General features: G+C 69.5%; 11 protein-coding genes and 1 pseudogene. 8 read left to right on the forward strand and 4 right to left on the reverse strand.

Annotated elements, in window-relative coordinates:
• The first annotated feature begins 16 nt into the window (after nucleotides 1-16).
• From EV671_RS04840 to map, 7 genes are read left to right on the forward strand one after another with little or no spacing between them, the layout of a single operon-like run.
• Complete coding sequence (locus tag EV671_RS04840) at nucleotides 17-1,330, forward strand: hypothetical protein (protein WP_132570167.1); 1,314 nt, start codon at nucleotides 17-19, stop codon at nucleotides 1,328-1,330.
• On the forward strand, nucleotides 1,327-2,034 hold the full coding sequence (locus tag EV671_RS04845) for a hypothetical protein (protein WP_132570168.1): 708 nt from the start codon (nucleotides 1,327-1,329) through the stop codon (nucleotides 2,032-2,034). The genes EV671_RS04840 and EV671_RS04845 overlap by 4 nt, the downstream gene beginning before the upstream one ends.
• Nucleotides 2,034-4,850, forward strand: coding sequence for an ATP-binding protein (locus EV671_RS04850; RefSeq protein ID WP_132570169.1), 2,817 nt, complete (start codon nucleotides 2,034-2,036; stop codon nucleotides 4,848-4,850). Before EV671_RS04845 ends, EV671_RS04850 begins: the two co-directional genes overlap by 1 nt.
• Nucleotides 4,847-6,019, forward strand: coding sequence for a hypothetical protein (locus EV671_RS04855; protein WP_132570170.1), 1,173 nt, complete (start codon nucleotides 4,847-4,849; stop codon nucleotides 6,017-6,019). The genes EV671_RS04850 and EV671_RS04855 overlap by 4 nt, the downstream gene beginning before the upstream one ends.
• Nucleotides 6,016-6,462 (forward strand): acyl-CoA thioesterase, encoded by a 447-nt coding sequence (locus EV671_RS04860; protein ID WP_207911092.1) that lies wholly within the window; start codon nucleotides 6,016-6,018, stop codon nucleotides 6,460-6,462. Before EV671_RS04855 ends, EV671_RS04860 begins: the two co-directional genes overlap by 4 nt.
• 44 nt (nucleotides 6,463-6,506) lie before the next feature.
• Nucleotides 6,507-6,755 carry a ParD-like family protein gene (locus EV671_RS04865; protein ID WP_132570171.1) on the forward strand — a complete coding sequence of 83 codons (249 nt, stop codon included), beginning with the start codon at nucleotides 6,507-6,509 and terminating at the stop codon, nucleotides 6,753-6,755.
• Nucleotides 6,752-7,543 (forward strand): type I methionyl aminopeptidase, encoded by a 792-nt coding sequence (gene map, locus EV671_RS04870; RefSeq protein WP_132570172.1) that lies wholly within the window; start codon nucleotides 6,752-6,754, stop codon nucleotides 7,541-7,543. Before EV671_RS04865 ends, map begins: the two co-directional genes overlap by 4 nt.
• 19 nt (nucleotides 7,544-7,562) lie before the next feature.
• Here the strand turns inward: map and EV671_RS04875 are convergent, their stop codons facing one another.
• From EV671_RS04875 to EV671_RS27210, 4 genes and pseudogenes are all read right to left on the reverse strand, one after another.
• Nucleotides 7,563-8,474: a S1/P1 nuclease gene (locus EV671_RS04875; RefSeq protein WP_132570173.1), complete on the reverse strand. Its 912-nt coding sequence runs from the start codon at nucleotides 8,472-8,474 to the stop codon at nucleotides 7,563-7,565.
• Between the two features lie 126 nt (nucleotides 8,475-8,600).
• Nucleotides 8,601-9,017 (reverse strand): PilZ domain-containing protein, encoded by a 417-nt coding sequence (locus tag EV671_RS04880; RefSeq protein WP_132570174.1) that lies wholly within the window; start codon nucleotides 9,015-9,017, stop codon nucleotides 8,601-8,603.
• 61 nt (nucleotides 9,018-9,078) lie between these two features.
• A complete protein-coding gene (locus tag EV671_RS27205) occupies nucleotides 9,079-9,426 on the reverse strand; it encodes an FKBP-type peptidyl-prolyl cis-trans isomerase (RefSeq protein ID WP_415840364.1) in 348 nt (115 codons plus the stop codon).
• Between the two features lie 30 nt (nucleotides 9,427-9,456).
• Nucleotides 9,457-9,801: pseudogene (locus tag EV671_RS27210) on the reverse strand (FKBP-type peptidyl-prolyl cis-trans isomerase); the annotation flags it as partial.
• Nucleotides 9,802-9,968: 167 nt separating this feature from the next.
• Between EV671_RS27210 and EV671_RS04890 the strand changes: the two are divergent.
• Nucleotides 9,969-11,291: a serine hydrolase domain-containing protein gene (locus EV671_RS04890; RefSeq protein ID WP_132570176.1), complete on the forward strand. Its 1,323-nt coding sequence runs from the start codon at nucleotides 9,969-9,971 to the stop codon at nucleotides 11,289-11,291.
• Nucleotides 11,292-11,297 lie beyond the last annotated feature (6 nt).

An 11,297-nucleotide genomic window follows, 5' to 3' on the forward strand; every position in this document is an offset into this window, starting at 1 on the left:
CGATAATCCGCGCCCCATGTCCGACCTTCGCATCACGCCCGCCCCTGACGAGCCGCGCTCGGCCGACGATTTCTTCCGCGATGGTGATGCGCCCGTGGATTCGTTGCTGTGGTGGCAGCTGGACCGCCACGAGGCCTTGCTGGCCGCGCAGCGTGCGCTGTTCGGCGGCGAGGCGGCCTGGGTGCGGCTGCGCGTCTGGGTGTTCCTGGAGCTGATGGCGTTGCCAGCCGCCCGGTTGACCCGCGACGAACTGAACCGCCACTTCCACCATGTGCGCGAGGACGCGCTGGAGACCGTGCTCAAGCGCCTGCGCGACGCCGCGCTGCTGCACTGGGAGGCGTCCACGCAAACCTACGCCATCACGCCGCTGGCGCAGTCGATCGTCGGCATGCTGCAGCCGCTGACGGCCGACACCACTGGCCCCGATGACGACCTTGCCGCGCTGCTGGCCGGCGTGGCGGGTGCACACCAGCTGGGCCTGCTGGAGCCGCAGCAGTTGAACATGCTGCAGGCCCAGCTGGCGCGCCTGCGCGAGGAGTTCGCCGATGCGATGGCCAGTGGCAGCGAGTTTGAGCTGCGCCGTGCCAACGCGCGCTTCGTGCGCGCCATCGCGCTGGTGGAGCGGGCCAGCGATGCCGTCAAGGCCATCATCGAGCAGGCCCAGGCCAGCGGCCATGCGCGGCTGGAGCGGCTCGCGCGCGAGCTGGCGGGCGCGCAGGCCGGGCTGCTGGTCATGGCCAGCCAGTTCAACCGCGCGCTGCAGCAGGCTGACCGCCAGCGCGTGACGCTGGGCTCCACCGGCGTGACGACGACCGACCTGCGCCAGTGGCTGCAACGCGTGCCCGACCTGGCGGCCCTGCTGGGCGAGGCCTTGTCCACCGGTGTGCAGCCAGCGCTGGTCGGCGCGCAGGAACTGGTGGACGGCGCCGAGGCCGAGTTCGAGCGCGACCGCCCCAGGCCCGCCGACGTGGCCGGCTTGCCCGCCGCGCAGGCCGCTCCCGACGGCCGGCTGGAGGTGCTGAGCCTGCCGGCCGAGCTGGGTGCGCTGCAGCGGCTGCTGGACGGCTGGACGGCGGAGGGCCTGGGCACCCAGCCCGTGGAGCCGGCGGTGCTCGGAGGGAGTTATGCCTCGGCCGCTTACCGCGCGCAGCTGCTGCCCTTGCTGGGTGACCCGCAGGCGCATCACCTGAAAGGCGCCGCCGGCGACATGGCCCGCCAGCCGTGGCGGGTGCAATGGAGCGCCGAGCAGGGGCCGGTCGATGACGAGGCCGTGGCTTGGATGAGCCGCGGCGAGCTGACCAAAGAATCTGTCAAAGAGCAGGGCGAATGAACACCTTCGACGACGCCGCCAGCCTGGCGGCCCAACTGCTGGCCCGGCGCTGGCTGCCCCGCACCCACCCGCTGGTCAAGCGCGCGCTGATCGACGCCGACCTGTGGGCAGCCGTCACCGCGCGGCTGGACGGCGTGGGGCTCAGGCTGGTGGACAACGTCTACGCCGAACACGTGTCGGTGGCGCTGTTGCGTCCTGCCGAGACCGCCGTGTTCGGCGAGACCGGCCTGGGCGCCAACAACAATCTGGATCTGCCGCGCGACGGCGTGTCGCTGCTGGTGGTGCTGTGGAGCCTCATCGTGCTGCCCAAGCGGCAGCGCCAGATCAACCGGGCCGACGCTGCCACCGACAGCCAAGGCGAGATGTTCGCCGCCGACAAGCCGCTGCCGACGGCGGCCAGCGTGGCGCCGGTGCTGAGCTACCGCAGCCTGCTGGCCGACTACGGCGACCAGCTCGGCAAGAAGGTCCGGCTGGACGGCAACCTCAAGGCGCTGGAGCGCCACGGCTTCATCACGCGGCGCGGTGAAGACATCGCCGAAGGCCCGCTGCTGGACCTGCTGCTGGACTACGACCAGCTCGCGCCGCGCATCCTCGACGGCGCGCTGGCCGACGTGCTGGCTCGCGCGACGGATGCCGTCGCCGCGCCGGCGCTGGCCGCCATCCAGGCCGCGCGCCAAGAAGAACCCGCCGACGACGAGGCCTGATGTTCCACCTCCAAACCCTCGAACTGCTGCACTGGGACTACTGCCAGCGCGTCACGCTGCCGCTGGACGGCAACATCATCACGATCGCCGGCCCCAACGGCTCGGGCAAGACCACGCTGCTGGACGCGCTGCGCACGCTGCTGGGCCTGGAGTGCTCGGGCGGTCGCACCTTCCGCACCTATGCCCGCCACGCCAACGCAGAGACCGCCTGGCTGCGCGCGCTGGTGGACAACCGCCCGCGCGGCCGACAGAACAGCAGCCGGCCCTTCGCCAGCTCGTTGATCTACGCCGACCAGGTCACGTTGGCCTGCCGCATCGAGCGCCAGGGCGGTGACTGGGTGCGGCGCTACCTCATCGTGGATGGCGCCGTCGATATCGAGAAGCTGGCCGAGAAGGGCGAGCGCGAATGGCTGGGCATCGAGGCCTGGCGCAAGCGCCTGGAGGCAGCCGGCCTCACCCGCGCCATCGGGCGCGTGCTGGCGCTGGAGCAGGGCCAGACCGACCGGCTCTGCGAGCTGAGCCCGAAGGAATTACTGCGCCTGGTCTTCGAGGTCTTCGGCGACCAGGAGGTACTGGACCGCTACGAGCAGGCGCGCAGCCACCAGCAGCAGCTGGCCAAGGAGGTGCAGACCGCCGAGGGCGAGTTGGCGCGCACGCAGGCCCAGCTCAGCGAACTGGCCAACCGCGTCAACAACTACAGGCAGTGGCAGCTCAAGATCGCCGAGCGCGAGCGCCTGGCCACAGAGGTGCTGCCCGTCATGCAGTGGAGCGAGGCGCGTGACCGGCTGGCCCGTGAGGGCCGCGAGCTGCACCGCGCCAGGCTGTTCGCTGCCGCCGACGCGCGGGCGTTGTCGGCCAAGCGCGCGGGGCTGCATCAGCTGTTTGCCGACCATGAGGCGGCCAAGAAGCGGCTGGCCGAGCTGGACGGTGAGAAGCGCGAGGCCCGCGCCGCGTTCGATATGGCGCGCGATGCCGAGAAGCCCGTCGAGGCCACCGTGAAGCGCGAGGACGAGTTGCGTGCGCTGGCCGACGTGGAAGCCGATGCCGCCGCGCTGGCCGCCCGCACCCAGGCGTTGGCCGCCGAGCGCGACCGGCTGCGCGGCGACTACACACGCTGGAACGACAAGCTGCTGCACGTGCAGGGCCTGATCAACGAGCTGAAGGACAAGCGCCTGCCGCCGCCGCCGGCCGAGGTGAGGCCGCTGCGCCAGGCGCTGGACGAGGCAGGCATTGCCCATCACGTCGTGGCCGACTGCATCGACATCGCCGACGAGCAGTGGCGCGCTGCCGCCGAGGGCGTGCTGCGCGGCTCGCGCTGGGTCATCGTGCTCAAGCACCGCAGCGACGAGGCGCGCGCTTTCGGCATTGCGGCGAAGCAGAAGTATCGCCACTACGTCGTCTCCGACGCGGCGCCGGTGCCGCAGGCACGGCCCGGCTCGCTGCTGGCCGCGCTGAAGGTCAGCGCGCCGTTGCCGACCTGGCTGGCCCGTCAGCTGGACGGTATCCGCTGCGTCGCTAGCACCGAGGAAGGCTCGGGCACCGGCGGCGAATGGATCACGCCAGACGCCTACTACCGCGACGGCCGGGGCGGCCGCAGCGTGGCTATTCCGGTGTCGGATCATCAGTTCGGCGCCAACGCCGTTGCGTCGCGTCGTGCGTCGCTGGAGGGTGAACTGGCCCGCATCGACAAGGAACTCACCGGTGTCGCCAAGGCGCAGGCCGAGGTGGAGCGCCAGTTGAAGGATGCGCAGCGCGCCGCGCAGGGCCACAAGGCCGCCGCGGAGCTGTCCGAGCGGGCCGACGAATTCGCCGAGGCGCGCGCGCGGCTGCCGGCGTTGAAGCAGGCACGAGCTGAGGCCAGCACGCGCATGACCAGCGTGGAGACCGAGCATGACCGGCTGCTGAAGGCCTCCGGCGTGCACGAGCAGAACTACGAGCGTGCGCAGCGGGAACTGAAGGACGGCGAGGAACGCCAGGCCCGCACGGCACGTGAGCACGGCGAGCGGCGCAAGGCCTTGCATGAGGCCGCGCGCGAATCCCGCGAGGCTGGCGCCAAATTCCCGCCGCGTTGGACCACCGCCATCGCGCTGCAAGCCTTGCGCAATGACTTCGAGAATGCCCGCCAGGCCCAGCTCCGCGCTGACCGCGTCGACCGCGAGCTCGCGGACGGCCTCTGGGAGACCGACACCACCGTCATCGACCGCCACCTGCGCATGGAGATGCAGGTGCGCGAGGAGGAGACCCAGCTCGGCGACCGCCGCGCAAGTAACGCGCTGGCCGCCACGGCCGCGAGCAACGCCCGCGAGCGCTACATCGACGTGCTGCGCGCCACCGTGCGCCGCTACAAGAAGAACGTGGCCGAGCTGGGTGAACTGGCCGGTGTTGCTGCCGAGGCACAGTTGCCGCATCTGGACAACGATGACACCGTGCTGGCCCAGGCCGGCCTGCACGTGAAGTTCAACTTCGACGGCAAGGGCGAGGTGGGCCTGAACGACGGCGAGGCCTCGGGCGGCCAGCAGGTGCTCAAGAGCCTGATCCTGCTCGTCGGCCTGATGAAGGACGACGAGACGCCCGGCGGCTTCGTCTTCATCGACGAGCCCTTCGCCCACCTGGACGTGCGCAACATCCAGCTCGTCGGCCACTTCCTGCGCAGCACGCGGGCCCAGTACCTGCTCACCACGCCGATCACACACAACGTCGAGGTCTTCGAGCCCAGCGAGATCACGCTGATCACGAGCAAGAAGCCGCGCGGTGAACGCTGGGCGCCACCCATTGCCGTGCTGGCACGAAGGCCCGAGGTCAGCGAGTACGCATGAGTGCCTGGCGCGAGCTGTCGGCCAACCGCTCGCGGCGGCATCTCGGCGCTGCCGAGCCGGTCTGGCCCGGCTCGCTTGCGCCGCTCGACGAGGACGAGAAGGCCTTGCTGCTCGACTGGCTGCGAGACAGCGCGGACACGCGCAAGTGGCAGGCCTTGCTGGAGACTGCGGGCACCGCTCGCATCGACCTGGCCGGCCGGCTGAGCGACAAGCTGTTGTCCAAGGGCATGGCCACCCGCAAGGAGACTTTCGAGCAAGGCCGATGGCGGCCGGCATTGCTGTGCTGGGTGGAGCTGGAGGCACTGCAGGCGGCGCTGGGCCTGCCCACGCGCAGCGCTCGTGATGCCCGGCGTGCGGCCTTGTCTGCCCGGCTTGAGGTCCTGATGGGCAACGAACTCGTCGGCGAAGCCGCGCAAGCCCTGGCTGAGTCGGGCATGGCCACGGCCGCCGCCGAGGCGCGCGCGGCGCTGCTGGACGCGCTGCTCGGCTGGGTGGCCGATGGCGAGACCGGCCTGCGCCGCGACTTTGCGCTGCGGCTGGGCCACACCAAGGCCGTTGGTGATGGCGAATGGCAGTGGCTGGAGCGTCATTTCGACCTGCCTGCGCTGGGTATCGGCAGCTTTGCACCGCAGCTGACGCTTGCCGGCCAGCTCAGCCTGCACTGGGGTCAGGGGCTGCGGCTGGACATGGGCGTGGCGGCCTTCATCACGCTGCCCGTGGCGTCGATGGCGTCGCTTGAGAACGTCACGCCGCCCAGGCACTGGTGGCTGATCGAAGGTCGCGCCAGCTTCGAGAAGCAAGCTGCGCGTTGCGAGCCCGGCGTGGCGCTCGTCTGGATCGCCGGCAGGCCGACGCACGCCTGGGCCGCCGCGATGACCCGGTTGCTCCAACTCGCACCGGCTCCGGCCGTCATCAGCGCCGACGCCGACCCCGCCGGTATCGAGATTGCGTTGTCGGCAGCCCAGCCCTGGAAAGCTGCTGGCTTGCCTTGGACCGCGACAGCGATGGAGCCCGAGAGATTGGACCGTCCGGGGCTGCAGCCATTAGGCCGCTACGACCTCGAAGTGCTTGCCCGCCTTGCCGAGCGTGCGCTGCCGCCCGAACTGGTCGCTTTGCGCGATGCGCTGAGCGAGCGCGGCGTGAAGGCCGAACAAGAGGGCTGGCTGTGAAGGATGACTGGGACCACCCGTCCCCGTTCACGCTGTTGCTCTCGCCTGCGGCCGGGCACATCGACGGGTTGGGCCACACCAACAACGCGGTCTATGTGCAGTGGTGCGAGCAGGCGGGCTGGGCGCACTCGGAGGCGCTGGGCCTGTCGCTGGCCGACTACCGGCGCCTGGACCGCGCGATGGCCATCCGCGAGGGCCACTACGACTACCTGCTGCCGTCCTTCGAGGGCGAGGCCCTGGTGCTGGGCACCTGGCTGACGGCTAGCGATGGCCGGCTGACGATGGAGCGGCGCTTCCAACTGCGCCGCGCCAGCGACGGCATCACGCTGGTGCGCGGGCGCTGGGTGTTGGTCTGCATTGCGATCAGCGACGGCAGACCGAAGCGCATGCCGGCTGAATTCCTGGGCATCTACGACGCGGCGGTGGTGCGGTCGGCCGGCTGATGTGGTTGTATACGGTTTGTATATGAATCGTATATAGTCCCGCCATGGGAATCGTCAAAATCTCCGATCCGTTGCATGAGAGCCTGCGCATCGCCAGCCAGGCCTTGTCGCGTTCCATCAATGCCCAGGCCGAGCACTGGATGCGCATCGGCCTGCTGGCCGAGCTGCATCCGCTGCTGAACCACAGCGAGCTGTGCCAGTTGCTGATCCGCGCCGAGCAGGAGGGCGGGCTGGACCTGGCGCGCCTGGCCGGCTGGGCTCAGCCCGCCAAGGCCAAGGGGGCCCGCGCATGAAGAGCCTCAAGCTGCGCAGCCCCGAGGAAGTCGCCAGGGCCCGCGAGGCCGGCCACCTCATTGCCGAGGTGCTGGCCATGCTCAAGCCCCATGTGGTGCCCGGCGTGACGACCGAGGCGCTGGACGACCTCTGCCGCGACTACATCGTCAATACGCTGAAGTGCATCCCGTCCAACGTCGGCTACCACGGCTTTCCGAAGACGGCCTGCATCTCGCCCAACCACGTCGTCTGCCACGGCATCCCGAGCAAGGACAAGACGCTGAAGAAGGGCGATATCGTCAATGTCGACGTGACGCTCACGAAGGACGGCTGGTTCGGCGACAGCAGCCGCATGTTCATCGTCGGCGAGACCAATGTGCTGGCGCGCCGGCTGGTGACGACGACCTACGAGGCGCTGCGCGCTGGCATCCGCCAGGTGCGCCCGGGGGCGACGCTGGGCGACGTGGGCCATGCCATCCAGAAGGTCGCGCATGCGGCCGGCTTCAGCGTCGTGCGCGAGTACGGCGGCCACGGCATCGGCGACGTCTATCACGACGAGCCGCATGTGAACCATTTCGGCCGGCCGGGCGAAGGGCTCAGGCTGCAGGAGGGCATGATCTTCACGATCGAGCCCATGATCAACGCCGGCGGCGCCGCCATCCGCGAGCTGAATGACGGCTGGACGGTGGTGACCAAGGACCGCTCGCTGTCCGCGCAGTGGGAGCACATGGTCACCGTGACCAAGGATGGCTTCGAGATCCTGACGCCCTGGCCCGACGGCCTCGGCGACTATCCGGCCATCGATTGAGTCCGGGCCGCCGGGCGGCCTACTTGAAGGCCTCGTTGAGCAGATTGGCCAGACGCACACCGGCCTTGGCGAGGGCCTCCTTGGCCACGGGCAGGGCGCGGGCGGCGTACTGGGCGTCCAGCACTTCGCCGACGCCGCCGTGGTCGTCGACGAAGGTCTTCTCGCCGCTGAAGTTGTAGGCCGTGTCCTTGGCCCTGGCGTTGGACTCGCCGGCCCAGTCCTCGATCGATCCGCTCGACCAGAGCGCGACGTTCTGCGCCGTGATGAGCTTGGCGACCGCCGCTGCGGCGACGGGCACGGTGCTGCCGAGCTTCTGGACCAGCTGGGTGTCCCAGTAGGCATGCAGATTGCCTTGGGCCTTGGACGGAGGGGCTTCGATGGCGACGCCGTTGCCGCCCTTGTCATGATGGTCGGACGAATGCAGCGGCTGGTGGATGTCGCCGACGAAATGCATGATGAACTTCAGCGCCAGCGTCTTCTCGGCCGTGGGCGTCGCCGGGTCGGCGAGTTCCTGTTTGAACTGCACCAGCTTGTCGACGACGCAGGCGTCGGCCTGGCCCTGGCTGGCCGGCGTGCCCGCGGGCAGCGCCGGGCGGCCGAAGCAGGCCTGGTCCAGCGTGCCGCCGTCGATCTCGATGTCGACGAAATGCCACTGGTGGGTGGCGTTGTAGTGCACGTGGGTGGTGTTGCGGTCGGAGTCGCGGAATTTGTCGGCCCAGGTCGCGCGGCTGACGAAGTCGGGCTTGGTGAGGGCGTCCTTGTCCTGGGCCAGCAGCGCGTCCACCGCCTTCTTCGCCTTGGGCGTCAGGCGCTGGTAGGCGAGGGTGCCGACGATCTCATGCCCCGCGTCGCCCCAGGCGAAGGCGGCGGCCGGGGCGGCGAGCAGCGTGGCGGCCAGCAGGCCGGTGGCGAGATTCGGACGAAGTTGCATGACGGTTCTCCGAGGCAGGTGGGAGGTGCGGCCAGTGTTGTCGCCGTTCGTGACCGCGCAAAGACCTAGCTTGGCCACTGGCGTGCCGGTCTTCAGCAAGCTTGTGGATGCTCGCCCGAACTGGCTTCAGGCCAGCGCCGTCATCCGCTCCACCAGCACGCAGCGCACCCATTTGCGCGCGGTGATCTGCGCGGTTTGCGTGCGCAGGAATTCCTCGGCCTCGGAGTTGGACGATTCGAACTCGAAGCCACCGAGCTGCACCAGCTGGCTCAGCGGCCGGTTCCAGACGCGGCGCACGGCCGCGCTGAACAGCGGCACGCCCTCGTCCTCGCCGAGCAGCAGGCGCAGCTCGTAATGCTGGGCATCCAGCTCGGGATCCGCCGCCGCGAGGATCTGCAGGCCGGCCTCGCTGAGGTTGACGACGACACCACCACGCGCCTCCGCCAGCCCCTGCGGCTTGATGACCCAGACCGGCAACTGCTCGTGCTCGGCAGGCACCAGGAAGAACTCGACGCGGGGGAAGCGGCGTTGGTCGACGGACATGGCGGGGATCGAGCGTCGTTGAGGATGCCCGATCAAACCAGCCCCGCGTGACAGGGCCTTGTCAGACCGACAGCAGCTCGACTTCGAACAGCAGCGTCGCGTTGGGCGGGATCACGCCGCCGGCGCCATGCGCGCCATAGCCCAGCTCGGGCGGCAGCACCAGCATGCGCGTGCCGCCCACCTTCATGCCCTGCACGCCCTCGTCCCAACCCTGGATGACCTCGCCGCCGCCGAGGCGGAACTTGAAGGGTTGGCCGCGGTCCTTGCTGGAGTCGAACTTCTTGCCGCGCATGCCGTCCTTGTAGAGCCAGCCGGTGTAGTGCACAGCCACGCGCTGGCCCTTGAGGCCTTCAGCGCCTTCGCCGACGACGCGGTCCTCGTACTGCAGGCCGCTGGCCGTCGTCTGCAGGTCCAGCTCGACGGGCTCGGGGCCGCCGGCCAGGCCGAGCAACTCGACCTCGAAGCACAGCGTCGCATTCGGCGGGATGACGCCGCCGGCGCCGCGTGCGCCATAGCCGAGCTGGGCCGGGATGATCAGCGTGCGCTTGCCGCCGATCAGCATGCCCTGCACGCCCTCGTCCCAGCCGCGGATGACCAAGCCGGCGCCGAGCTCGAACTCGAAGGGGTCGCCGCGGTCCAGGCTGGAGTCGAACTTGGTCGTCCGGGCGCCATCGACCCAGAGCCAGCCGGTGTAGTGCACGGTGACGTCATGGCCGGCCTGGGCCTGCTTGCCGTCGCCGACGACGCTGTCTTCGAACTGCAGGCCGCTGGGCGTGGTGTTCATGGGGGTGTCCTTGAGCTGTTTGACAAAGGCGGCATTGTCGCCGCCGGGCCGCGGCTGGAGTGCCCCCGGAGCCCTGCTGGACGGCAGACGCCCGAATCGATCCTTTTCAGACACAGGCCGGATGCGCAGAATCCGCCCGCGCATCCCGAACATCACAAGGAGACAACATGGACGCCACCTTCACACGGCAGGGCATGGCCGCCGCGCTGCTTGCAGGCATGACGCTGCTGGCCCAGGCCCAGACCGCCCCCAAGCTGCCTTCGGCTGCGGAGACCGATCCGGCCAGGCTGGGCTGGATGGTGGGTTCGCCGCCGCCCGCCGAGAAGATGTTGCACTTTGCCGATGGCAGCCATGCCAAGTTCCCGCAGTTCCGCTGGAGCTTCGCCAACTGGCGCCAGTTCATGCCGTCCACTGACGTCTGGCGCGGCGATGGCGGGCCGCGCCGCCTGGAGCGCGCCGAGCGCGGCGACATCGACGGCATCAGCTTCGTGCCGCTGGGGCAGAGCGAGCCTATGACCTGGGCGCAGTCCCTGCAGGCCAATTACACGGACGCCATCGTCGTGCTGCACAAGGGCCGGGTGGTCTACGAGAAGTACAACGGCGTGATGACGCCGCACACGGCTCACATGGCGATGTCCGTCACCAAGTCCGCCTTCGGGCTGCTGGGCGCCATGCTGGTCAACGAGGGCAGGATCGACGAGACGGCCCTGGTCACCCGCTATGTGCCCGAGCTCAAGGACAGCGCCTGGGGCGATGCCACGGTGCGCCAGGTGCTGGACATGACGGTGGGGGTCAAGTACTCCGAGGCCTATGCCGACCCCAAGGCGGAGATCTGGGACCATGTCCGTGCCAACGGCGTGCTGCCCAAGCCGCCCGGCTACACGGGGCCGGCATCGTCCTATGCCTTCCTGCAGAGCCTGCGCAAGGAGGGCGAGCATGGACAGGCCTTCGCCTACAAGACGGTCAACAGCGACGTGTTGGGCTGGATCATCAAGCGCGTCACCGGCAAGGGCGTGGGCGAGCTGCTGTCCGAGCGCATCTGGCAGAAGCTCGGCGCCGAGGAGGACGCCTACATGCTGGTGGACCCGGACGGCGTGGATTTCGCCGGCGGCGGCCTGAACGCCACGACGCGCGACCTGGCCCGCCTGGGCGAGATGATGCGTCTGGGCGGCCAGTACAACGGCCAGCAGATCGTGCCCAAGGCCGTCGTCGACGACATCCAGCGCGGCGGCCGCAAGTCCGACTTCGAGAAGGCCGGCTACAAAACCCTGCCGGGCGGCAGCTACCGCGACATGTGGTGGGTGCTGCACAACGAGGACGGCGCGTTCGCGGCGCGTGGCATCCACGGCCAGACCCTCTACATCGACCCCAAGGCCGAGATGGTGGTGGCGCGCTTCGCCTCCTTCCCGATGGCGGCCAATGCCTTCAACGACCCGACCTCGCTGCCGGCCTTCCAGGCCCTGGCCAGGCATCTGATGGCCTCGCACTGATTCATC

Origin of the sequence: Roseateles saccharophilus (assembly GCF_004342485.1) — a bacterium.
In the GTDB taxonomy this organism is placed as follows: Bacteria; Pseudomonadota; Gammaproteobacteria; order Burkholderiales; family Burkholderiaceae_C; genus Pelomonas; species Pelomonas saccharophila.

Excerpts from the sequence above, each read along its gene's own strand:
- EV671_RS04850 (WP_132570169.1), top strand. The coding sequence starts at position 2,034 with ATGTTCCACCTCCAAACCCTCGAACTGCTGCACTGGGACTACTGCCAG.
- EV671_RS04845 (WP_132570168.1), top strand. The coding sequence starts at position 1,327 with ATGAACACCTTCGACGACGCCGCCAGCCTGGCGGCCCAACTGCTGGCC.
- EV671_RS04865 (WP_132570171.1), top strand. The coding sequence starts at position 6,507 with ATGGGAATCGTCAAAATCTCCGATCCGTTGCATGAGAGCCTGCGCATC.
- EV671_RS04880 (WP_132570174.1), bottom strand. The coding sequence starts at position 9,017 with ATGTCCGTCGACCAACGCCGCTTCCCCCGCGTCGAGTTCTTCCTGGTG.
- EV671_RS04890 (WP_132570176.1), top strand. The coding sequence starts at position 9,969 with ATGGACGCCACCTTCACACGGCAGGGCATGGCCGCCGCGCTGCTTGCA.
- EV671_RS04840 (WP_132570167.1), top strand. The coding sequence starts at position 17 with ATGTCCGACCTTCGCATCACGCCCGCCCCTGACGAGCCGCGCTCGGCC.
- EV671_RS04855 (WP_132570170.1), top strand. The coding sequence starts at position 4,847 with ATGAGTGCCTGGCGCGAGCTGTCGGCCAACCGCTCGCGGCGGCATCTC.
- EV671_RS04875 (WP_132570173.1), bottom strand. The coding sequence starts at position 8,474 with ATGCAACTTCGTCCGAATCTCGCCACCGGCCTGCTGGCCGCCACGCTG.
- map (WP_132570172.1), top strand. The coding sequence starts at position 6,752 with ATGAAGAGCCTCAAGCTGCGCAGCCCCGAGGAAGTCGCCAGGGCCCGC.